This window comes from Pedobacter sp. 05T44 (genome assembly GCF_056395985.1).
Window position 1 is genome coordinate 726,128 of the sequence record NZ_JBFTKO010000001.1, and the last position, 25,608, is coordinate 751,735.

The 25,608-nt window shown below is 39.4% G+C and carries 16 protein-coding genes; all 16 read right to left on the reverse strand.

The genetic code is table 11. The features are described from left to right. Positions 1-106: 106 nt before the first annotated feature. On the reverse strand, positions 107-3,094 hold the full coding sequence (locus AC1DDK_RS03005) for a sensor histidine kinase (RefSeq protein WP_337715696.1): 2,988 nt from the start codon (positions 3,092-3,094) through the stop codon (positions 107-109). Positions 3,095-3,164: 70 nt separating this feature from the next. After that, a complete protein-coding gene (locus AC1DDK_RS03010) occupies positions 3,165-4,574 on the reverse strand; it encodes a c-type cytochrome domain-containing protein (RefSeq protein ID WP_337715698.1) in 1,410 nt (469 codons plus the stop codon). 3 nt (positions 4,575-4,577) lie between these two features. Further along, positions 4,578-5,516, reverse strand: coding sequence for a sugar phosphate isomerase/epimerase family protein (locus AC1DDK_RS03015; protein ID WP_337715700.1), 939 nt, complete (start codon positions 5,514-5,516; stop codon positions 4,578-4,580). A gap of 35 nt (positions 5,517-5,551) precedes the next feature. Continuing rightward, positions 5,552-7,060, reverse strand: a complete 1,509-nt coding sequence (locus tag AC1DDK_RS03020) for a DUF1501 domain-containing protein (protein WP_288883806.1) — start codon at positions 7,058-7,060, stop codon at positions 5,552-5,554. A gap of 5 nt (positions 7,061-7,065) precedes the next feature. Beyond that, positions 7,066-9,804, reverse strand: a complete 2,739-nt coding sequence (locus tag AC1DDK_RS03025; protein WP_288883807.1) for a DUF1553 domain-containing protein — start codon at positions 9,802-9,804, stop codon at positions 7,066-7,068. Between the two features lie 271 nt (positions 9,805-10,075). Further along, positions 10,076-12,067 carry a heavy metal translocating P-type ATPase gene (locus tag AC1DDK_RS03030; protein WP_477633822.1) on the reverse strand — a complete coding sequence of 664 codons (1,992 nt, stop codon included), beginning with the start codon at positions 12,065-12,067 and terminating at the stop codon, positions 10,076-10,078. 45 nt (positions 12,068-12,112) lie between these two features. Then, complete coding sequence (locus tag AC1DDK_RS03035) at positions 12,113-12,544, reverse strand: Fur family transcriptional regulator (protein ID WP_172660780.1); 432 nt, start codon at positions 12,542-12,544, stop codon at positions 12,113-12,115. A gap of 29 nt (positions 12,545-12,573) precedes the next feature. Further along, the gene (locus tag AC1DDK_RS03040) at positions 12,574-13,041 is read right to left on the reverse strand and encodes a VOC family protein (protein ID WP_477633823.1); all 468 of its coding nucleotides are present in this window, start codon (positions 13,039-13,041) and stop codon (positions 12,574-12,576) included. 9 nt (positions 13,042-13,050) lie between these two features. Beyond that, a complete protein-coding gene (locus AC1DDK_RS03045) occupies positions 13,051-13,677 on the reverse strand; it encodes a class I SAM-dependent methyltransferase (RefSeq protein ID WP_172660781.1) in 627 nt (208 codons plus the stop codon). A gap of 35 nt (positions 13,678-13,712) precedes the next feature. Further along, positions 13,713-15,299, reverse strand: coding sequence for a CotH kinase family protein (locus AC1DDK_RS03050; RefSeq protein ID WP_337715704.1), 1,587 nt, complete (start codon positions 15,297-15,299; stop codon positions 13,713-13,715). An 80-nt stretch (positions 15,300-15,379) separates the two neighbouring features. Next, the gene (locus tag AC1DDK_RS03055) at positions 15,380-16,306 is read right to left on the reverse strand and encodes a TIGR01777 family oxidoreductase (protein WP_337715706.1); all 927 of its coding nucleotides are present in this window, start codon (positions 16,304-16,306) and stop codon (positions 15,380-15,382) included. A 5-nt stretch (positions 16,307-16,311) separates the two neighbouring features. Continuing rightward, positions 16,312-17,133 carry a thiol-disulfide oxidoreductase DCC family protein gene (locus AC1DDK_RS03060; protein WP_337715708.1) on the reverse strand — a complete coding sequence of 274 codons (822 nt, stop codon included), beginning with the start codon at positions 17,131-17,133 and terminating at the stop codon, positions 16,312-16,314. A gap of 276 nt (positions 17,134-17,409) precedes the next feature. After that, a complete protein-coding gene (locus AC1DDK_RS03065) occupies positions 17,410-17,949 on the reverse strand; it encodes a tetratricopeptide repeat protein (RefSeq protein ID WP_337715710.1) in 540 nt (179 codons plus the stop codon). A 31-nt stretch (positions 17,950-17,980) separates the two neighbouring features. Next, positions 17,981-19,888: a 1,4-alpha-glucan branching protein GlgB gene (gene glgB, locus AC1DDK_RS03070; RefSeq protein ID WP_337715712.1), complete on the reverse strand. Its 1,908-nt coding sequence runs from the start codon at positions 19,886-19,888 to the stop codon at positions 17,981-17,983. Then, positions 19,888-22,344: a glycoside hydrolase family 31 protein gene (locus AC1DDK_RS03075; protein WP_172660787.1), complete on the reverse strand. Its 2,457-nt coding sequence runs from the start codon at positions 22,342-22,344 to the stop codon at positions 19,888-19,890. Before AC1DDK_RS03075 ends, glgB begins: the two co-directional genes overlap by 1 nt. 203 nt (positions 22,345-22,547) lie before the next feature. Beyond that, positions 22,548-25,448, reverse strand: a complete 2,901-nt coding sequence (locus AC1DDK_RS03080) for a TonB-dependent receptor (protein WP_288883983.1) — start codon at positions 25,446-25,448, stop codon at positions 22,548-22,550. Positions 25,449-25,608 lie beyond the last annotated feature (160 nt).

Genomic DNA, 25,608 nt, shown 5'->3' on the forward strand with positions numbered 1-25,608 from the left:
TTGCCAATAAATTTAATTCATTAATTCGTAAAACACGAAAACCAATTAGTAAACGGTAAGTTTTAACTATCAAATGGTTATCTCTTGGAAAAATTCTTTTACAAGTTTAATAAATCATGTTAAGATAAATATGAACAGCAGTACCTATTGCCTGGTTGTGTTTATTATACAGGTCCTCAATTACAATCTGGCTATCGCTGCTCAATAGCTTCAACCTGCTCGATGTAATATCAACCCCATAAGATTTATGTTTAAACTGGCTTGGCATAAAAGATCCGGCTGCAACACGACCAATGCCATTGTCTTTTATTGTGATATGTAATATGTTCTCATCACTTTTTTCTATCAATACTTCCAAAAGCCCCATCCCCTCTTTATTTCTTAACCCATGCCAAATGGCATTCTCGGCAAAGGGTTGCAAAATAAGCGGAGGAACTTTTAAAGATTCCGGATGGATATCCTTGCTGAACTTAATAATATATTCAAAACAATGTTCCAGTCGAACTGCTTCCAGATTCAGGTAAAGCTTCAGCGTATCAAGCTCCTTATCCAAAGAAATAGCGGTGTGTTTAGAATTATCCAATATATTTCTCATCAGCTTAGAGAAAGTGGTAATATATTCACTCGCCTCTTCAGTTTTGTGTTCAATAACAAAGCTATTAATAGAGTTAAGTGTATTAAACATAAAGTGCGGATTCATTTGCGATCTAAGGGCCTGCATCTCCGCATCTTTGAGCTTCCGTCTATACTGCTCTTCTATCTTATGCTGATGAAATAAATACCTGTAAACATAAACTATACCCAATATAATAAGCCCAAACATCAGAAATAAAAACCATTGCGTTTTATAAAATGGGGCGGGTAAATATACTTTTACCAATAATCCTTTTGATTGCCAGTTCTCCATGTTGTCCCCGGCCTCAATTAATAAACTATAGTCTCCGGGAGCAAGATGTCTTAAAGACAATTCAGCCTTATTACCTAAGTAATTCCATTTGGTCTCATCTTTAAATTTATAGCGGTATATTATTTTTCGCTTGTCAATATAAGTAAGTGACGAGAAAAGCAATTCCAGTTCTGTTTCTCCTTTTTTTAGCTCAATATTAGGGTTATTTGTATTAATGGTTTTGCCATTTATCTTAATGCCGCACAGTTCCAGTTTGTTTACCAGTTGGGATCTTACAATTTTACTTACGTCAATAAACGATAAACCGTACTCAACCCCAACAACAAGATTCCCATTTTTCAGTTTTCTAAATCCGTAAATCAAATCGTCGCCTGGTAATCCATCTATTTGCGATATTCTGATTACTTTATCGGTATTTTTATTGTAAACATTTAATCCTTCCTCTGTCGCAAACCAAATATTTCCATTATGGTCTTCTGTAATCCCTTCAACCCTATCATTTGCTACATCATAGGTTTTAGTGTTCAACAACTTTTTTATCTCTCCATTAGCATTAAGCAGGTTCCAACCGCCATATCCTGAAACAAGTACATTATTATTCGCTGCCGGGGCAATCCGGTTATAATAATCGCCAGAAAACATCGAATGATTGGCATTTGCTTTAAACTTACTTACTTCAGTAAAAGCCTTTTGCGATTCATTATAGATGGTAATCCCGAAATCTTTAGGCATCCAGCCGATCAACCAGATCTTACCGTCATTGTGAACATATATATCATTCCACAAATTGTCAGACCAAAACTGTTTATCATTCATCACCAATCCCTCCTCTTTTTCAAGAGAAGGCCATTTGTAAACCTGAACAGGCTGTCCGGCAGGCAATATCCAAAGTTGTTTATTTTTATAAAGAATGCATTTTCTTATTGCCCCATTTAAGGGTATTGGCAGCTTTTTAATCTTTTCGTTATCAACAAGGAAAACACCAACATTTGTACTTACAAAAAGCTGATTGCCATTAAGCTGTAAACTCTCACATTTAGCGTTCTCATCTGGTAGTGGGAGTTTGCGCCAGACTGATGCCTTGCTATAAATCCATATTAAGTTATCCCTGCCACAGGTGTAGATATCGCCATTCGGCATTTCAGCAATATCCACCAACATATTCCCCGGTTTTTGGAAATCAGCGGGCAGCATCTCATTATTTATCGAAGCATAGCGATTAAACAGTTTCACCAACCCCTTATTTGTGGCTATCCAAATAACTTTCGTTTCGTTATTTACAATAACTTCATTAATGATCTGTCCTTGTGTTTTATAAAGTAGCTTAGGTGTTAAATCGGTATCGCTTAACAGATATACGAACTGATCAGAATACAATAACGTCTGGTTAAGCCCATCAAAAACTATTTTGCCTAATCCAATAATCCGGTCATTGCCGGGCAAAGAAGGGAATTGTTTTATCTCCTGTGTAATCAGATTATACTTGGCAAGCAATCCGGTAGTTGTCCCGAAAAGAACTTCTTCTTTATTGATTCGCAATGCGGAAATATAGTTTAAGCTCCTTAGTTTAGCATCAGGATGAATACTAAGCTTATCTGTACTCTTTTGCCAAACATATAGTCCACGATTTGTAAACACCCAGATTTCGCCTTTTTGTATTTCTAAAAAAACGATATTCCTCTTTATCTTATCAGCATTTTTATCAGTAAAGAACACTTTACCCCTGGAACCGTTAGCATTATAATATTTAATGTTGTTAAAATCACTGCACCATATTCTATCCTCCGAATCAACAAAAATATTCTCAAAATGATCATTATTTGGATCAGTATCATGATACTTATTGGACACAATCACCTTTGGCTTGTCATAAAAGTTCTTTAACAAGCACAGGCCATTATAAACATCGTGGTAATAAATAACATCGTTTTTAACTAAAAGCGAGGTAATATTGGTAAGGGCTGCTGGATGCTCTAAAAAACGATAACCATCATATTGCGATAAGCCTCTTCTGGTTGCCAGATACAGATAACCGTTTTTACTTAAACTGAGCTGTCTCACATAATCAGAGGGCAGTCCCTCATCAAATCTGATAATCTCATCCTTTAAATGACTTTGCGTCTTGCCATAAAAAGGCAAAATACAAAGCCACAATAAAATGTAATTAACAGATGCTTTAATGCCCATTGTGTATTAAACTTATCAATTTGCAGCGTAATTTGCAAATGATTAGTCTACAACAATAAAGTCATCGTCTCTATTTTGCCACCGGAGGTTTCACTTCGGTTGTATCTTTTTCAAGAGTAGGCACAACGTAGCCACCAAAATCCAGGGTCACTTTAGGAAATACCTTTTTAAGCTTTACCTCATCATCTTTAGTAATCCCTGTTTGGTATAAGTAAATACTATTTAATTCTTTTAAACCTTTTAATTGCTCTACTCCGGCAGCAGTAACTTTAGTACCAACAAGATTTACATATTGCAGATGACTTACACCTTTAATCAACGCTATTCCTTTATCAGTAATTGCAGTTCTGCTTAAATTAAGACGGATCAGATTATCGAGTTTAGCAACTGCCTGAATCCCTTTATCATCTAAAGCGGTGTTGGCAAAATTAAGCCAAACCAATTGTTTGTTTAACGGCTCTAAAAGCTTTAACACATCAGCATTTGCCTTTGCAGTAACAAAACTGGCAGATAAATAATTACTGGTACTTAGTACAGGAATAACCACTACACCTGCCTGTTTAAGCTTTTCAATAGCCGCAGCATCTGCCTTTCCAATTTCTTTTTCAGGAATATCAGCTAACTTATTTTCTTTTTTAGCTGCTCCGGTCTGGAAACTTAGCAGAAGTGCTTTTTCTTTCTCTGATTGTTTAAAATCCTGCACCTTTTTGTTAAAGTCTGCTCCTTGTTTTACCCACCACTGCAGCAATTCAATCTCTTCGGCAGTAAGCTGTGGTTTTTCTTTTGGAGGCATATGATCCTCATTAGAAGGCGGCAAAAGCAATCTTTTGATCAACTCACTTTCCTCAGCACTTCCCGGAACCAATGTTTTACCGTCTTCGCCTCCTTTTAATATAAAATCCTTTCCGTCGAGCCTCAGTTTTCCTTTCTGTTTTTCTGCACCATGACAATTATAGCATCTGTTTTGCAGCAGGGGCTGAATCATATGGGTATATGCCATTGCCTGTTGTACATTTGCGATTGGCGGTATAGCGGCCTTTCCTTTCCCATCATCTTTTAACGCAGAGCTGATATAATCAGATCCATGAGTAAGTGAACCCCCATAATGCCCGGTAATGGTTATCAGAACGATTAAAATTATGGCTACCAGGTTTAATACGCCTTCTTTAGCCTGCTTTTTATACATCGTATAAACAAGCAGCGAAATAACCGACACGCTAATGCCTAGCCACTGATGGATGCCAACCATATTGCTATCGTAATCTCCACTTTGCGACAACAAATAACCGCTTACTGAAGAAAAAACAGCACCCAGTCCTCCAAGTAAATAAATAAAGGGCACTGCTGGCTTTAGCGCAGAAAACTTGGTATTAATAGTTAACAGTTGAAAAAGGCATCCCAGCAACAAAATACCTATTGGTAAGTGAACAAGAATAGGATGAAACCGGCCGATAAGGTCGGGAATGGATAATAATGTCATCTCTTACAACTGATAACGCTTACGCAGCAGGTTCATCATATAAACATTTATCGCCCATTGGTCGGCCACTGGCTGTCGGGTGTAGGGCAAGGTCTGTAAGTAATCAGGTGGACCAAATTCTGTTAAAATGGTCATCCTTTCGCCTTTCAATTTCTTACGTTCTATAACCTTATCCCACCATGCAAGATGTGCTTTTATAGCACCATCCCATTCTGGTGCGCGCGGATCGTTAACCTGTGCTCCTTGCGGATGGCCAACTCTGGAATGAATATGACTTACCCTTTCCAATGCAATATCAATAGTTGCTTTCTGATCTGCCAGCAAACTTTCATGTACCACACACCAGTGCGATATATCCAGAGTTAACCGCAAATCAGGATTTTTCTCAATAAAGTTTCTTGCTATAGGTGCGCAGAAAAGCATTCGCCCACGATGTGTTTCATGATAAATCGGAACACCGGTTTCTTTACTCTTTTTGGTTGTATAATCTATAAATAGCTTGTTCTCCTCATAGGTAAAATAATCTTTACCAGAATGACAGTTCACATAAACAGGCTTTTGAAAACTATTCCCTGTTGCTGCATCCAGATTTTTCTTAAAGGCATTTAAATGTACTGCTGGCTCACTCTGGCTGCCACCGCATAAAAAACCCACCTGTAAACCATGTTTCTTTAGTGCGGTAAATAAATTCTCCTGCGCTTTGGCATCATCTCCAGGCCACCAAACCTCAATCCCCTCATAGCCTTCTTTTTTTGCTAAAGCGCAAAACTCATCGGTAGTACCAGGGAAACCCCAATCGGTAGCCATAAATAACAATTCATAGCCTGCCTTTGCTTTAACGTAAGGAATTTCCTGAGCAGCTATTTCGCCTAGCGGAATCAATAATCCGGCAGCTGTTGCCGTTGCAGTAGTTTTTAAAAAATGTCGTCTGTTTTGGTGCATTTATAATTGCGGTAAAAGTTCTTTAAGTAAATTAATTAAGCAATAACATCATGAATAACCTTGCCGGCGACATCCGTCAGTCGGAACGGGCGACCCTGAAAAGGATAAGTAAATTTCTCATGATCAAAACCCAGTTGATTCAGTATGGTGGCTTGAATATCAAAGGCATCCACCTTACCACTTATGCCGCTGTATCCGATCTCATCAGTTTCTCCATGGGTAAAACCTTTTTTAATGCCGCCTCCGGCCATCCAAATGGTAAAGGCATCCGTATGATGGTCTCTTCCATTATACGGGTTCTGAACCCCGTTACGGTTCTCCATCATTGGCGTACGACCAAACTCACCACCCCAAACAACCAGGGTTTCTTCAAGTAAGCCACGCTGTTTCAAATCCAGAAGTAATGCTGTAATCGGTTTATCAATACTGCGGCATTTATTCTTCAGTCCTATATTTAAGGAATTGTTAGGTCCATCACCATGCGCATCCCAGCCCCAATCAAATAACTGTACATACCTTACCCCTTTTTCAACTAATTTACGGGCAAGCAGAACGTTATTTGCAAAGCAAGATTTGCCTGGTTGTGTTCCATACATTTCATGTATGTATTCAGGCTCATCATTAATATTCATCACCTCTGGTGCAGAAATCTGCATCCGGTAAGCCATCTCATATTGCGATATACGCGATAATATCTCAGGATCATTGTAAGCCGCATACTCTTGTTCGTTAGATGCATTAATCGCATCTATAGAAGCCTTGCGCAAATCACGGCTCATTCCATGAGGGTCTTTGATAAATAATACCGGGTCTCCCTCACTTCTGCATTGTACCCCCTGATATACAGAAGGCAGGAATCCACTGCCCCATATGCTCTTACCGGCATCAGGAAAACTTCCGCCACTGGTAAGTACCACAAAGCCCGGAAGGTTCTGATTTTCGGTACCCAATCCGTAAGTAGCCCAGCTGCCCATACTTGGCCTGCCTAAACGAGGGCTCCCTGTATGGATTAACAACTGCGCGGGCGCATGGTTAAACTGATCTGTCGAAACTGCCTTTAAAAAACTAACGTCATCTACCATTGTAGAAAAATGCGGAAGGTTATCGCTAACCCATGCCCGGCTTTGGCCATGCTGTGCAAACTTTGCCTGCGGGCCAAGCATTTTAGGCACTCCGGTAATAAAAGCGAACTTCTTACCTGCCAGCAAAGATTGCGGACAATCCTGTCCGTCCATCTTCATCAGCTCCGGTTTATAGTCAAATAATTCCAGCTGAGAAGGTGCACCTGCCATATGCAGGTAAATTACACTCTTAGCCTTACCTAAAAAAGGTGGTGCCTTTGGTAACAAAGGATGCACCGGATCATACAAAATATCATTATTGGTTTTACCTCCCAAACCACAGCTGCCCAACAAGGCTCCCATAGCCACGGCACCAAGTCCCATTGCACTTTCTTTAAGGAAATGCCTGCGTGTAAAAGCCCTGAGTTCAGTTTCCTGAGCTTCTTTTACCAGGCGATGTGCGTTCAATTCATCTCTTGTCATTACAATTAGTTTTTTGTTACCGCTTCGTCCAAATTCAACATTGCATTTGCCACAACCACCAGAGCGGCTGTTTCCGGATACTTATCCGTTTGCTGGCCTCCAAGAATTTGCTTTGCTTTATCGGGGTGTACTTTATAGTCATTCAATGCCGTTAGATAAAGGTTATCTAACACCTTAAGTTTAGCACCTGATATAGGCTTATACATCATCCACTCATATCCTTTAGCAATTTGACTTTTTATTTCTTTCCCACCCTCCTTCTTCATTCTTAAAGCAAAATATTTAGCCATATCTATATATGCCGAGTCGTTAAGTGTAACCAATGCCTGCAAAGGTGTATTGGTTCTGATCCTCCGCGGACTACAAACTACTCTTTGCGCTCCATCAAAAGCAATCATAGATGGGTATGGCGAGCTTCTTTTCCAATAAGTATAAATTGCTCTTCTAAATTGGTCTTCACCTGTAGCATTATTCCAGGTAGCTCCATTGTATGGCGAATTCCAAATACCATTTGGCTGCCAAGGCATTACACCCGGACCATACATCTTAGCACTTAATATTCCACTCACAGAAAGGTGCTGATCTCTGATCTGCTCTGCAGTCAGTCTCATTCTCGATCCACGTGCATAATACTTATTAAACAGATCTTTCTTTTTCGTATCCTCAGTAACTTTCGAATCTTGTCTGTATGTTGCACTCATCACCATTTCCTTAATCAACCGCTTCATACTCCATTTGTAATCATTCATGAGTTGCCACGACAAATGATCCAGCAGTTCTTTATGAGTCGGGTTCATTCCTTGTGTGCCCATATCCTCCAATGTTTCTACAATACCTGTCCCAAACAGCTGCTCCCACAAGCGGTTGGCCATAGTTCTTGACAGCAAGGGGTTCCTTTTATCCGTAAGCCACATGGCAAGCCCTTGTCTGTTTTGAGGTGCATTAGCCGGCATGGCGTAGGCTAAAGATTTAGGAACGCCGGCATGTACTTCTGCTCCAGGTGTAATCCATGCTCCTCGCTTAAACACAAATGTTTTGCGGGATCTGTCCGACGGATTTTCAACCATAATAGGTATCGTTTGTACGTTGGCATTCAACAGCGTCCAGAATGTCGCTTTGTTTTCTTCATATCCCGGCTTACCCTTCCCAGGAAACTGTGGTGAGAAACGGAACCAATCAAAGTATACAATAACTTCGTCCCTATTAGTTGCTGTTGGATTAGTATAAGTCAGGTAAACATCATGCACACCGGTCTGAGCTTTAAAATCAACAGCCAGATTTCGGTAACCGGGGCCTTCAGGAACTTTCCATGAGGCAATTACCGGCCCGCCAGGCTTATCTAACCTTAACTGCATACTTCCACCCGGCTTACCAGATGAATATCTATAAATCAGCTGATCAACCTTGTTTAGGTTCACGGCAGGAATTCTGGCTACTGCATTATTCTTAAAGAAAAGTGCAATGTTGTTATTTCCTATAATCGCGTTGACCATACTATCAGCAATAACAGAGTTGATAACCGGTTGACCTGTTTTTAAGAATTTATGAATCTCCTTTGATTTTTCAGGCGATACATTCACCTTTAACCATTCAGTTAATGAAGTTAATTTTGTTTGCAAGGAATCATCATACTGTCTTAACAAAGGATATTCCGACGAAATATCTTCATCTCTGGTGTTGTTAAAATAAGCCATGAATTTATAAAATTCATCATGCTTAAATGGATCATACGGATGGCTATGACATTGTACGCAGGCAAATGTTGTACTCAACAATCCTTCCCAGGTAGTATTAACGCGGTCTAAAACCGCAGCAACCCTAAACTCTTCATTATTTGTACCACCCTCATCATTGGTCATGGTATTTCTTTGAAACGCTGTAGCGATATACTGGGCGTCGGTAGGATCTGTAAAAAAATCACCTGCTATCTGTTCAGTAACAAATTCATTGTAAGGCATATCCTTGTTAAATGCACGGATCACCCAATCGCGGTATTGCCAGATGTTTCTGCCCACATCGGCCTCGTAGCCTTTGGTATCTGCATATCTTGCAACATCTAACCACATAGATGCCCATTTCTCTCCAAAACGCTGAGAGGCCATTAATGAATCTACTAAGATTTGGTAGGCTTTATCTCCATCTTTGGCTGTTAAGTATTGTTCTGCCAGTTTTTTTGGCGGAGCCATCCCAATCAGATCAAGACTTGCCCTTCTTAATAAAGTTGGTCTGTCGGCCTCGGCAGATGGTTTTAATTCCTGTTCATCAAGTTTCTCAAGGATGAACTTATCAATATCATTCTTAGCCCAGTCGCCACTAACATCTGGTATCTCTACCTCTTTTACTGGCAAATAAGCCCAATGATCGCCCCATTTGGCACCTTGTTTTATCCACCTCTTAAAAATGTCTATTTCATCTTCATTGAGTGCTTCATGTTTGTAAGGCATACGCTCTTCAGGATCTTTGCTTAGCAAGCGTTTTATCAGCTCACTTCCATCAGGATCTCCGGGGATAATAGCAGGCTTACCACTTTTAGTAGCAGCAATTGCTTCCTCATGGAATAACAAGCTAAATCCTCCTTGTTTTTTCACGCCTCCGTGACAGGAAATACATTTTTTGTTAATAATAGGTTTTACTTCAGTATTGAAATCCACTTTCTTATCATACGACATCAGCAGTGAACATACAATCACCACAGCAAAAAGGACAAGCAGGACCAATAGTTTCTTGTTGCGAAAAAATTTCATAACGACATTACAATATTTGGCTTCAGTGTGTTAATGTAAATTACCTATTATTTCACATAAAAACCTAACAGCCAGTGCAAAAGTTTCTAACAAGAGGCGGCAAAAACAAGCAAAAAACCCTTTTAACTAGCAAAACAAACCTTTGCGCAAAATTTTCAATGTCGATGCAACTTTTTCAAAAAACAAGAATACTTATCATCCTAACACGCAGTGCACGCGTTTCATCCTTATACTCGTCATCTCTCCTATAGTCGAGACGGCGTATTCTCCCTTAAAATTTAATGTTCTGTATTCTAACAGCATTCAGAATAGCAAGCAGTGCCACACCCACATCAGCTATCACCGCTTCCCACAATGTAGCCACACCACCAGCACCTAAAATCAATACAGCAACCTTCACAATCATAGCCAGAGCGATGTTTTGCCAAACTATGCTGCGCGTAATCTTACCAATCTTTATTGCAGTTACAATTTTTGAAGGCTGATCGTTCTGTATTACAATATCGGCAGTTTCTATGGTAGCATCACTCCCCAATCCCCCCATAGCAATTCCGGCATCCGCCAATGCCACAACAGGCGCATCGTTTACCCCATCACCAATAAAAGCAATCTTTAAATTTTTATCCTTAAGCGCCTGCACTTTCTCCACCTTATTTTCAGGTAAAAGATCACCAAATGCATCATCAATACCTAAAAAGGCCGCTACCCTGCTCACTACACTTTGCTTATCACCACTTAGCATTACCGTTTTTATACCCAGGGCATGCATATCCGCAATGGCCTGCTTGGCATCTTCTTTTACTTCATCCGCAATAGTGATATAACCGGCATATATCTTATCAATGGCTACAACTACTACGCTATCGGTAATGTCATCTATGGCATTATCATAAGCTATGTTAAACTTTTTAAGCAATTTCGCATTACCCGCAAGCACCTCCCTACCATCAATAATTCCTTTTAAACCATGACCGGCAATCTCCTCAACCTGTTCAATTTTTACTCCTGAGATTTCATCTCCGGCATATTCCTTAACTGCTACAGCAATTGGATKGGTTGATTTACTTTCGAGCGCAGCAGCTATCCTTACAAGCTCTTTTTCATTATATCCGTTAGCCACAACTACCTCCTGGACATCAAAAACTCCCTTGGTAAGCGTTCCTGTTTTATCCATCACTACAGTATTTACAGTAGTAATTACGTCCAAAAAATTAGACCCTTTAAACAATATACCATTCTTAGATGCCAGGCCAATCCCGCCAAAATACCCCAGGGGGATAGAAACCACCAATGCACAAGGGCAACTAATTACCAGGAATACCAGCCCTCTGTACAACCAATCGCTAAAGTTATAATCGGCTACAAAAAAATAAGGGACTGCAACCACAAGAACAGCCAATAAAAACACTATTGGAGTATACACCTTGGCAAAGCGCGAAATGAACAATTGTGTTTGAGATTTCCTGGCCGTAGCGTCTTGCACCATTTCAAGAATTTTACTCAGCTTACTATCTTTAAACAAGGCTGTAACCTTTAATTCGGCAAGCTGGTTCAGGTTAATCATACCGGCAAGTACAGATTCACCTTTTTCTTTATTGTCAGGTCTGCTTTCGCCAGTCAGGGCAGCAGTATTAAAGGTTGCCTTATCCGATGTTAACACACCATCAAGTGCTACCTTTTCACCCGGTTTAACCTGTATAATTTCATCAATTTGAACCTCAGCAGGCAGCACATTAATTACCTTTCCATCTCTGATCACATCCACACTGTCCGGCCTGATATCCAGTAAAGCCTTAATACTTCGCTTTGCGTTACTAACAGCTGAATCCTGAAACCATTCTCCTATCGAATAGAATACCATAACGGCAACACCCTCGCTATAAGATCCAATTGTAAAGGCTCCAATAGTAGCTACACTCATCAGAAAAAACTCATTAAAAAAATCAAGTCTTATTGCTTTTCGAAATGCCAGGGCAAGCACATCATACCCGGCCAATAAATAAGCAGGGATAAAAACTACCAGCTGAATAACATTGCTAAACACAATACTAAAACCATACTCCAATACCATCATAACAATGATAATGGCCAGCGCTGTTAATAATGGCCAATGCCCTATTATCCCTGATGGTTCCTCGGCGCCATGATTATGCCCATCATCATCAGAATGTTCGTGTTGATGGTTCTCTTTATGATTGTGTGGTGCTGCTTTTTTTGGTTCCTCAACCGAACAGCAATCTTTATGATTATTTGATAATTGCATAACTCTAAATATATAGCCAAAGGTACAGGCTACAGCTATGCAATGCTATTGCAAAGGTATAGATGGATTACACTGATCGCATATTCCTTTAATAATGAGGTTCATCTCCTGACGAAAGAAATTAATAGGCAGTGAGATATCAGGTATTTTGGTATTTGGCAGACAAAATGTTTCCTTACAGGTATTGCAATAAAAATGAACATGAAGATCATGATGATTTTCTCCATCACAATCTTCCTCGCATAAAGCATATTTTGTGGCACCGGTGCCGTCCTCAATACTATGAACCAGCCCCTTTTCTTCAAAAGTTTTCAATGTCCGATAAAGCGTAATCCTATCCGATGGAGCCATCCCTCTTTCCAGGTCGTTTAAACTGATGGCCGCATTTTGCCTGGTTAAAAACTCCAACACTAACAAACGCATAGCGGTGGGATTAATATCCTTTACCTTTAATTTATTCTCAATGTCTATTATCATAAGCCTTGCACTTTTTATCGAAAATCACACTATTTATGATCATCGTTCACTTCAAGCCAATGGCCGTCCGGATCTTTAAAATATACTTGTTTTATACCATCAACCCTTAAAGTAACTGCCTTACGTGTTCCCGCCCAGTCTTCAAATTCAATTTTCTTAACATTTAGCAGCGTAATGAACTTGTCTACAGAAGGTACACTAAAACATAAATGTTCATTCTTATCATGCTCTACGCCTGCTTTTGCACCTTGAATTAAATGCAGATGTCCGGCAGGGCCAATAGAGAACCAGGTATGTTTACCATCTTTAAACGGCTCCGGAATAATCTCCAGATCAAAAACATCTTTATAAAATGCTGTAGACTTAGCCAGATCAGTAACATACACTGCAATATGATTTAGAACTGCTCCTTGTTGCTTCTTTTCTGCTTGCGCCATTKACTTTTGGAACGGGGTTAACATTACCAGAGTTAAAACGATTAATGTAAGGGTTTTCATATAGAATGATTAGGATTTCTTGAACAAGATGGTTAAAATTCTTGGAATATCTGTTCTGTTATTGTCATCAAAATACTCCTCAACATCAACCAATGTCAGTCCATGCTTTTTACCAGCCTGAATAAAATCAGATATATTATGGTTAAAACAATCTACAATCTGCTTACCCTCTTCTGTGTCAAATCTGGCTTTAGTACCAGTGTATTGCTTAAAAGGATGCAATTCACCGATGTACACATACCCCTCAGGATTTAAAGATTTAGATACCTGATTAAAAACATAATCCAGATTATCGATGTGTTCCAATATTAAACTAAAAGTTACCAGATCGTATAAGCCATCTCTGAAATTCCAGCGGGCAGTAATATCTGCCTGTTTAAACTCAACCCTGTTAGATGTTATTTTATCTTTTGCTCTGGCCAGCATTTGATCTGAAAGATCAACCGCTGTAATCATGGCGGCTTTTCCAATCAGCCATTCTGTATTTTTCCCTGTTCCACAACCAATCTCCAAAACTTTATTAAATGGAACACGGGCAAGGCATAACTTTAAAGCCAAACCCTCCAGATCTCTTGTTTTATTATCGTTAGTATCGTATTGTGCAGCCCAGATGTTATAAGCTTGTTTAGTATTCATAAAGCAAAAATAATAAAAATCCCCTTTTTCTTAAGCTATTGATATTCGCTGCTGTTGAATTTCGCATCCAGCCAGTCAATATGCCTTGTCAGGAAATTTTTCAGATACGCGACTTCTCCTTCGTACGACCCCGATACCTGGAGCTCTAAATATGACTGTTTCTTTAAGATATCCCATGTGGTAAAATTCCTGACCTGCGAAACCGCAAGCTTCTTGGCAAGCGGTATCGTTGCATCAGGCAATGTTTTTATTTTGGCTTTAAGCTCGTTCCATCGTTCTCTTATTCTCTGCCTGAAGGCGCGATCCTCCATTAATCTTTTAAACCATATCTTAGGCTCAAAGGCTGAATTAGACATTAGTCCGTTTACCTGATCGCCCAAACGGTTATCATTATTTGCCGCCTTATCAAAATCCCAAACCGGGCCAACATAAATCTTATCGTCGTTACGTTTTTTAAACATAAAGGTGCTCCTAAACGCATCCGGATTACCAATTACTTCATTTACAATATAAAAATCCACATAGCTATTTACATCAAAATACTTTCTGTAGCCATTTACCGGATCTGTAAAATCAGCCGAATACAAGGCGTCCTCCAATTTCTGGAAATGGTTTTTGATATAATCCTTTTGCTGCTGATTGATCTTATCTTCATCAGGATACTTAATTACAAAAGGCATATTCTTTTGTGTCTTAAAATATACTGGCTCGCCATCAGCAAAAAGATCGTGTTCTATCAGGTATCCTCCTGCAAGATCAGGCAAGGCGGTGGTACCATTAGGCTGCTCTTCAATATCAACCAGTCCCTTGCCTTCTTTAATCTGTTCAGTTAGCTGATAATTACCAATAAACAATCCGTTTAAATATACTTCAACATATCTCGAATTTGTAGTAAAAGCACGCCCCATATTTCTGCTCAGCATAAAAGCGAGTTCATTACGCATCAAAGTTTTGTCGGCATAATTAGCTAAAAGCACCCAGTTCTTACTTTCTGCCATACCCAGCAGACCTGCTTTTTTATCGAGTTTAATGCGATAAGGCTTTTTAGGCATATCATACCATGTCGAATTGCCTCTTCCCTTTATTTCCGTTTTACCTTCATAAACTACATCTTTAAAATTGCTCACTAACTTTAAGGAGCCCGTTACATAAGTATCCTTACTGGTTATAGGAACATTATTTGTGTTGATGTAAAGTGCCGCAATACCGTTGTCTGTAAACTTAACAACATATGTCTTTTTGGAATTGTCTTCAGCTACTACACTGTAACTTACCAAACGTGTAAAGTCATTAACGGTTGTATCGCTTTTCTGAGTTACTTCACCAATAACGATCTTTACCCCATCGTAAGTAAATGATGGTATCAGCTTACTGATATCCGTTCCGGCAAATGCCCTGGCATATATGGTATCGCCTACAATCTCGCCGTTAACATCATTCACCAGAACATGGTTCTTCCTGGCACTAAAGCTAAAGGTTTTTAACTGCTTGTCGCTTTTTGGTATTACCGGCGGATCTTCATGCTTATTATCCTTTTTACAAGAAGAAATTACAAGCAGCACTGATACAACAAACATCCATTTGCACCAGTTCTTACCGGATTTTAAAGTTCTACAGGTCATAAGGCTTAGTATATTTGGCTATTCAAGATAAAGATTATTTCTGATAACCACTCAGATATAGAACCCCTTATGAAACACCATTAGACCCTTATGCTCAAAATATCATGAATAGCATGTTTTGCATTAGGAAACTGAAATACAAAACCTGATTCAAGCAAACGATTTGGTACTACCCACCTGCTCTTTAAAACCAATTCTGTTTCTGAACCTATCAAAAGCATACCTATTTCCAATAACCACTGCGGACTAGGCAATCCAAATGGAATACCAAAAGCCTTACGGATCAAGCGCATCAGTTCTGTATTTTTAACTGCCAGCGGGGCGACACAATTAACCACCCCCACAAGTCCTTCGTTATTCAATAACCATTCGGTACACCTGGCTACATCATGTTCATGAATCCATGAAACATATTGTTGTCCATCGCCCTGATGGCCGCCCAAACCGAATTTAACAAGGTTAAGCAGACGAGGGAACACGCTGTCATTTCTACCTAAAACAATCCCCATCCGCAATGCAACTTTACGTGTTAAAGCTGTTTCTGTTTCAAAGAATGAAGCTTCCCATTGTTTACACACATCAATAGAAAAGCCATAACCAATTTCTCCCGTATATTCATCCTGTGAATGATCTTCCGCATGGCGATAAATTGTAGCAGAAGTTACATTGATCCAAAGTTTTGGAGGGTTAGCCATTTCGGCAATTACTTTATTTAACAATCTGGTGGGTACTGTTCTTGAGGCAATGATTTCTTCCCTATTCTTTTCATTATAACGGCAGTTTACATTTTTCCCGCAAAGATTGATCAGCATATCTGCATCCTTAAGCGTTTCGGTCCACTGCCCTTCAGTTCTTCCGTCCCATAAAACTGTTTCCACATTATCTTCAGCAGCTTTACTTTTTCTGCTGAGGATCACCACGTGCCTGGCAATAGTTTTATAGTAGTTAGCTAAAACACTACCCAGATAACCGTTACCTCCAGCCAGAACTATTTTTGCGTATTTCATATTCTTTAGATAAAGAGGATCAGTAAAAGAACAACTATTCTGTACAGCACCCAGGTTAAGGTAGGTATATATCCTAGTTTTAAAATACCCATTCGTCTAAAATGTTCCAGAAACATAATGCCGGCCACTCCCATAAAATATGCAGCGTAAAAAAGTGCAGGCAATACCAAAAACTTAGCCATCAACAAAGCAGGTAGCAGCAATAAAGATCCGGCAAAAGATATCGTCATCATATTACCCAGGTACTCCCACTTTTTATCCCATGCCATAATGCTTACCACAATTGCCTGAAAAACAATTTGTCCGCCACAAATAAAATACTCTCTATAGGTACTACCAACAGGCATTAGCTCTTTTAATAAACCCACATAATGTGTAAGTATAAAACTGGCCATAAACCAGGTGAATATTAAATATGCAATGCGATACCTCAATTTAAAAGTAGGTTGAATTGCAAAGCTATCTTCTGTAATTTCAGCAGGTATAATTACTTTTCTATTGTAAGATACAAAAGCGTATACCTTACTCATTATCCAGATAAAAGGTTTAAGAGAAAAGAGTGGCCCTAACAACGGGATTGAGTTTGCGAGCACTTTAAACAAACTGTTTATGCCGTATGTTACCTGCCCTGTTTCAGTATCAACCAGTGCAATTTCATTCACCGCCCGCTGCTGATCTACATAAGGACAAACATTTTGAGGCATGTTCTGATAAGGTTGTGCTCCTGTCGGATCAAGCATTCCAACCTTAGTAAAACCTTTGGTATACAGCTTGCACATTGGGCATTCTGCATCAAAAAGGATCAAGTGGTTTTTTAAGCTTTTCATAGATCAAATGTAAGAACAAATTATTAAACTTTCAAAACTTATTGAAAGTTTAATCTTAAAACACACTTAAGAGTTCATAGACATATCCATGAAACGCATTGACATAATGTGTAATGTTTATGTACAATTTCTTTTGCTATTGTTTTGCTTTCCTCTTGCTGAAGCAAACAAAAAGTAAAATTTACCCAAAAGAAAAGCAACGTATCAGCAAAATTTAAATTACACCTATTGTAGTTCACGCACTATCCTGATCTAGGATATTCATTAATAATTGATTTACAGTTTACCTGAAAGTTCTTTCGCTTTTTGGTAATTCGGGGTACCTTGTGGGATTTTGGATAACCAAATTAAGGCCTCTTTTTTGTTGTCTTGTTTAATATAACTCAATGCCACATAATAGGCAGCATCGTATTTAAACGCTGACTCTCCTTCGTACAATTTCTTAAGTACGGTTCTTGCCTCATGTTCCTGGGAATTCTTTATCAGCGTAATAGAAAAATAATAAGAAAGCAGCGGATCCTGCGGGTTACTCATGTATTCTCTTTGCATGATCTTACGTGCAGCAGTATAGTCTCCTGCGTTATATAGTTCAGCCGCTTTATTAAGCACACCGGCACTTTCACCACGCTCTGTTACCGACATTTGTTTGCTGATCTCATATTTATTATACAAGCCCGAAGACCATGGTGCCCAAATAAACAAGCCAACACCTAAAACCACAACTATACCAATCCATATGACAAAAGATTTATAGTTCGCTTTCTTAAGAGGGGTTTCTGCATGTTTACCTTCTTCTGAAAAATGTATATTGGCCATTGAGGGGTTATAATAAAATACTGAAATAAGATTATTTAGCTTGCTTTAAAACCAGTGCGCCCAATGGAGGAATATTTAAAGAAATAGAATACTCCCTTCTATGGCAGTTCTCTTTTAATGGCAGCAACACTGCTTCATTCAACTTTCCACTTCCAAAAAACTCCTCGGCATCCGTATTGAATATTTCTTTCCATTTAGCTTTAAACGGCAAACCTACAAGATAATTCTCGCGGAAAACAGGAGTAAGATTCAGGATCACAATAAGTGTGTCTTTTGCTTTTAGACCTTTCCTAAGGTAAATGTAAACCGAATGCTGGGCATCATCGGCATTGATCCATTCAAAACCCTCGTGTGAAAAGCTGTGTTCATATAGCGCCGGTTCAGATTTGTATAGTTTATTGATGGCCCTAACGGTTTTCTGCATTCCCAAATGAGGAGGATGCTGCAACAGATGCCAATCTAACGAGTTCTTAAAATCCCATTCGTGTGTTTGAGCAAACTCATTACCCATAAAAAGTAACTTGGTACCCGGTTGGGTAAACATATATGCATATAGCACCCGCAGGTTGGCAAATTTTTGCCACTCATCGCCTGGCATCTTATAAATCATTGAAGATTTGCCATGCACTACCTCATCATGAGAAAAAGGCAGCATAAAGTTCTCACTAAAGGCGTAAGTAATGCTAAAAGTGAGTTGATGATGATGGTATTTTCTGTTAAGCGGATCGTTTTTAAAGTATTTTAACGTATCATTCATCCAGCCCATCATCCATTTCATTCCAAAACCCAGTCCGCCGGCAAACACAGGATGTGTTACCCCCGGATAAGTACTGCTTTCTTCTGCGATGGTATGGACACCTTCAAAGGAGCCATACACAGCTTCATTAAGGTCTTTAAGGAATAATGTTGCACCAAGGTTCTCGCTGCCCCCAAACTCGTTGGTAGCTGCTTCTTCGGCCTTTCTGGAGAAATCAAAATAGAGCATCGATGCCACCGCATCTACACGTAATCCATCAGCGTGGAATTTATCTAACCAGTACATTGCATTACTGATCAGGAAAGACCGTACTTCATTTCTGTCGTAATTAAAGATGTATGATTTCCAATCGGGATGAAAGCCTTTGCGCATATCGGCATGCTCATATAAATGGGTACCATCAAATTTGAAAAGCCCATGAGCATCGCCGGGAAAATGCGAAGGAACCCAGTCCAGTATCACACCGATATTGTTTTTATGCAGTTCTTCTATCAAAAACATTAACTCCTGCGGAGTTCCATGCCTGGAGCTTGCTGCAAAATAACCTGTAATCTGGTACCCCCATGATGGGTAATATGGATACTCCATAATAGGCATCAGCTCTACATGGGTAAAGCCCATATCTAATACATAAGGCACCAGGCTTACTGCTATTTCTTTGTAGGTTAATACCCTTTTTGGTTCTGATGGGTCGCGCTGCCATGAGCCAAGATGCACTTCATAAACCGACATAGGTGTATTCAGTGCATTTGCTTTTGGGCGCTTATTGAGCCATGTTTTATCTTTCCAGGTATAATCTGTATCCCATACAATAGAAGCAGTTCTTGGTGGATGCTCCCATTTGGTAGCAAAGGGATCCCCTTTTTCTATATCGCTGCCATCAAAACCTTTAATGGCGTATTTATAAACTTCGCCTTTGCCAATGTTCGGGATAAAACCCTCCCATATACCAGAAGAATCTAACCGCCTGTTAAGCTGGTGCGATGTTTTGTTCCATTGGTTAAAATTTCCGGTAACATTTACTGCCTGGGCATTAGGTGCCCAGACAGCAAAGTAAGTTCCTTCCGTTTTATTGTGTTGTATTAGGTGTGCACCAAATTTCTCATACAACCGAAAATGCTTGCCTGAAATAAATAATGAGATATCAAAATCGCTAAATAAACTGTAGGCAAGCACTTCCATTAATTATAGATTTTTATTGTGGTGAAATTTTTATTTGATTTAAAACGCAAGCAATTACGCTCATCCAATGTATAATCGGCGACTTCATGATCATCAACCGTGATCTTATTGACGTTGAACGGCAAGCCAACAATGTTGTAATTGTACAACTCGTAATTAGGTGTATACAAGCCACTTCTCGACTGCTCAATAGTTAACGCATACTGCGTTCCTTTAACACTGAATTTTTTCTCTGAGTAGATGTCCTGCTCATAAGCAAATGTATCACCATGATCTTCGTACAAGAACGAGTTCACTTCATAATCAGAAAAATAAACATTCAGCAATACCTCGTCAATGTCCTTTTCGCCAACATACTGCATTACAGGATATTCCGGAATTACGGAACCTGCTCTAACAAATAATGGCATATGATCTAATGGTGTAGCAATGCTATGCTCGCTCTCTCCGGTTAATACCTCATGCGTCCAGAAGTTATACCATTTTCCTTTTGGCAGATAAACCATACGGGATGCTGCACCTTGCTCTAAAACAGGGCAAACCAATATTTTATCACCAAATGTAAACTCATCCTGGCGGTAACCATTGCTGATGTTTTCTTGCTCAAGCATTACCAATGGTCTTAAAATTGGGAAACCATAACGGTGATGCTCCCAAAATACCGAATATAAATAAGGAAGCAACCTGTATCTTAATTCAATGTATGTTCTGTTAATGCTGGTATATGGTTCTCCGAAACTCCAAGGTTCTCTTTCAGCTGTATCACCGGCAGAGTGTGCACGCATAAACGGAGAGAAGGTACCCAGTTGGATCCATCTGGTAAATAATTCCGGATCCGGCTCTCCACTGAAACCTCCTATATCGGTTCCGCAAAAAGGTACCCCTGAAACTGACATGCGCTGACATTGGATATTACCAATTTTTAAGTGTTCCCATGTAGCCACGTTATCACCGGTCCACACACAACCATAGCGCTGCATACCAGAATATCCCGCCCGGGTAATGGTAAACGGACGCTTATTACGCATTAGCTTTTTCAAGCCGTCGTAAGTTGAACGTACCATCTGCATACCATACACATTATGTGCTTTGCGATGCGAACCTCTATAACCATCATAGTTATGTCTTACATCGTTAGGGAATGTTCCTGAACCGAATACTGCCGGCTCGTTCATATCATTCCATACTCCTGCAACACCTATATCTACTAATTCTTTGTATAAGTTACCCCACCATTCTCTTACGGTTGGGTTGGTAAAATCAGGAAACTGGCATCTTCCCGGCCATACGTGGCCTTCCATAAAGTAGTCGTCGCTACGGCGACAGAAATAGTTGTTTTCCTTACCTTCTTTAAATACCCAGTAGTTATCATCGACTTTAATTCCCGGATCTATCATAACAACGGTTTTGAAACCATCGTTTGCAAGTTCCTTAATCATCCTTTTAGGATCAGGAAAGTGGCTTTTGTTCCAGGTAAAGCAACGGTAGCCATCCATATAATCGATATCCAGATAAATGGCATCGCATGGAATATTACGTGATCTAAAGCCTTCTGCTATTTCTTTAACCTTCTTTTCAGGATAGTAACTCCACCTGCACTGGTGATAACCTAAGGCCCATTTGGGAGGCATTGGATGCGTTCCCGTTAGGGTCTGATATCTTTTTACCACGTCCATCATATGCGGGCCGTGGATGTAATAGTATTGTAATTCACCTCCATCTGCCCAGAAACTGGTTTTGGAGTTGTCTTCTCTTCCAAAATCGAAATAAGAACGGAAGGTATTATCGAAGAAAATACCGTAAGCCGCCTGCTCATTTACACCAACATAAAATGGAATAGTACGGTACAATGGATCCTGATCCCATCCAAATGAGTATGCATCGGTATTCCAGTTTTGGAAATGACGCCCTCTAAGGTTCATGTTTCCTGATTTATCGCCAAGTCCAAAGAAGTTCTCTTCCGACCCACACTTTTTAGTGGCATATACATAGTAACCACCAAATTCTATATTTTCTTCCCAGTGCATTGGTGTGGCATCTTCACTCATCACCTTCTGGTTCAGATTATCTGTGAAAGAGATGTGGAAATCGTCTTTTCTTACTTTACAGGTAACAGTATTGGTTGATATCGCATAATACTCTGGCAGTTCCTCGAATTTAAATGTGGTTACCTTTTGGTCTACCACCGGAACTGCATAAGAGAAATCATCCAGAAAAACACCATGTGGTGCCAGTCTAACTCTGATGATTTCGTCGCTTACCACTCTGATTTCAACTTTAGCATCCCCATCAGCAAAGAAAAATTTGTTTCCAACTGTGGTAACACTTTGTACCGGACTAAGATATTTTTTAACTATTGGTTTTATATCCGTTACCGGATTGTTTAAATGCTGAACTTGCTCCTCAACAATTTCCTTTGTGATTATATTATTTATTATTTCTTTATTTTCTTCCATGAAAAATCGCTTTAGTAAAAATTTGCCCCCCTTTTGATCATGTAATAGATCGTGTATTCTGTACATACTAAAGTGTTAAATTTTCTATTAAAACCAAAGGATTATTATTATATAAAAATATACGCATAAAAAAGGCCCTGACATTGCTGTCAGGGCTCTTTTATAAAACTAATTAATTGATGAAGAGCTGTGTTAATTTGATTTTATGGGTTAAATGTAAATCCTATGTAGTAAAGTGCGCCTATAGAAGGGTTACCATAAGAAGTAAAGTAATATTTATTTAATATGTTTGAGCCCCCAAGTTTAACCATTGATTTTACTGAAGGTATTTTTAAGTTAACCTGTGCATCAATTGTATTGAATGAAGGAACATCTCCTGAAGCAAATGATGAGTTCCAGTAAAACTTATCTTGCCAGCGGTAATTAACATTAAAACCAAAGTTTTTAATGATCTCTTTGTTACCAAGACCTAAATTATAACGAATCTCCGGAGTGTTAAAATCATTAATATAATCTGTAGGAAGGTCGCCTAATTTGTTGTAAGATACGTTACCGCTTAAGTTATAACCGCCTATTAAATAATCCAAGCCCAATGCGCCTCCGTAAGAAGTTACTTTACCGGTTGCATTTACAGGTACTCCAAATTTAGAGAAGGAATTATCGTCGTTTTGCTGAAAAACATCCACTGCTGTAATGAAATTCTTATAAGTATTGTAGTAAGCATAGGCATCTATCAGGAACCTTGACCCTAACAATCCTTTATAACCTACTTCGTAGGCCTGCACGCTCTCAGGACGAACCCCTCTTGGATCAAAGTTGTATTGTTTTAGCAGAGCAGGATTAGGAGCACCAGCTGCTACAGAACCCAAGAATGCGCGATAACTTACATCAGTATAAGGAATATCTGTTGTAAGCATATGGTATTTCTCCAACATACTAGGTATACCACCAATAAGCCTTTGTAAACCACCTGCTACCGACAAATCTATGTACTGGTTTTGGGTTGTTGGATTCCGATAACCTGTTTGGTATGATACCCTGATGTTATTATCCGGAGCTACAGTAAGTACTCCTGATACTCTTGGTGTGAAACGGCCATCAAAGTTAGAGCTTTTATCATATCTGCCAGATAAAGCCAGTTTGAATTTATCATCAAACATTTTTTTAGCGATCTGGGCAAATGCACCGTATTCATTTATATCAATTTTATCGGTAAGATCATCAAAAATAGTTCCCCCTGAACGCAATTGGTAAATCCGGTATGAACCTCCAACCTGTAATTCAACTACATTATTAAGTGCATTTGAGAAATTATACATACCCTCATAATGGTATAGATTGGTTTTATCGTCGAATTTAGCACCTGTTCCCGAAGCAATGGTACTGTTTACAATTTTATCTTTTGCAGCTTCAAACTGAGGGGTACCAGGCACAAAGCGTCCCTGATCGGCAACATTTCTTGCAGCTGCATGAGCTTGTGCATCAGTAATTCCCGGAGTGGTCAATTTTGCTCCTATGTATGTACTGATGTATTGAGGGTACCATGTTTGTGATGTTTTTGAAGCTTCGTTGATGAATGCTCCTAAAATAGAGGAGATATATGAATCACCCGAACGTTCTTGTGTGGTATAACCCCTTACAAAGAAATCCTGTCCTTTTAGTTCTAATTTGTATTGCCCGATGCTAAAGTTACGCAATGAGTAACGATCTGAACCGGTATATACCGAAGTACCCGTTCCCCAGTTTATCTGGGCAATACCTTCTATTGTAGGTGTAAATCTGTAGTGTAACGATCCGGAAGTTTTAAGCGATTGGGTATTGTAATCTACCAGTGCATTTTCATTATAACCGGTCCTTGTTACTTCCTGATTTGGAAGAATGGTTTGATTTTTAAGCCCGAAATAGAATGGCAGATACTGACCAGATACTGCAGGGCGCAATGGAGCCGGAACATTTGCATTTATAAAGTTCAGGTAGGCAGGATAGCTTGTTCCTGCAGGAAGATTATCAAGGACCGTTTTTGGATTAAACGCTCCACCAGATGCAGCTAAGATACCCGCCCGTATAGTAGGCTCAATGCTTTGCTGAACTATACTTCTCATATTTTGCGAGCTTTCATCACCATAAACGTTTATACCATCATAAGCCGGATCTGAAGCCCTATCGCCTGCTTTAAAAGCGCGGCCATTGCGATCAAAGTTGCTATAGTTATCTGCCTGCCAGTCTTTTGCCTGAAGGAACGAGAAAGTAGCTTTTACAGCGAACTTATTATTCCAGGCTTTTGCCAAACGTACATCCAACTGGTTATACTGCTGATTTCCGGTATTGTTATCATTTACATGATTAATTCCCGACTTATAAGAAAAGCTGGCTCCCTGGTAATCAAAAGGGCTTTTTGAGGTCATAAGCATGGTACCGCTGATACCGCCCGCACCATATAGCGCTGAAGATGCTCCCGGCAGTAACTCTACGTTATCCAGATCAAGATCTGAAATACCAATAATATTTCCTACAGAGAAATTTAATCCTGGTGCCTGATTGTCCATTCCATCAACAAGCTGATTAAAACGGGTATTGCCATTAGAGTTAAATCCTCTGGTGTTTATTGATTTAAAAGTTAAACTCTGTGCACTGATCTCAACACCTTTCATATTGGTTAGGGCGTCATAAAATGAGGGAGCAGAAAGCTCTTTTAATACAGCAGGTCCCATACGCTCTACAGACACCGGAGATTCAAGAATTCGCTCCGGAGTTCTGGATGCAGAGATAACCACCTCCTGACCTAAAACGGTAGCAGTTTCTATCTCAAAGTCCAGATTCGAAGCATTTCCTGTAACTTCTTTCTCAATTGAAGCGTATCCAACATAAGAAATAACGATTGTAAATGGAGCGGCTTGCTTAACGGTAAGTGTGTATTTACCACTCATATTAGTGGCTGTGGCTATTGTAGTTCCTTTGACAGTAATCCCAACACCTGGTATTGGTTCCTTAGTGGCTTTATCGGAAACAGACCCACTAATGGTTACATTTTGAGCCTGCGCTACCAAACCGGTAATACATAGCAATAAAAATGCAAAGATTGCTTTGGTAAAAATTTTATTCATGCAGTTAATTTATATAAGGTTAATTTATTATAAATATAATACATTAATTTAATTTTCCAAATCCAATTTTGATGAATATTTCATTGCCAAAATCGGATTTTGATTGCAATTGATTTAACTTTTATGTTAACTTGCAAAGTCAATTTAAATTCAAAGGAAG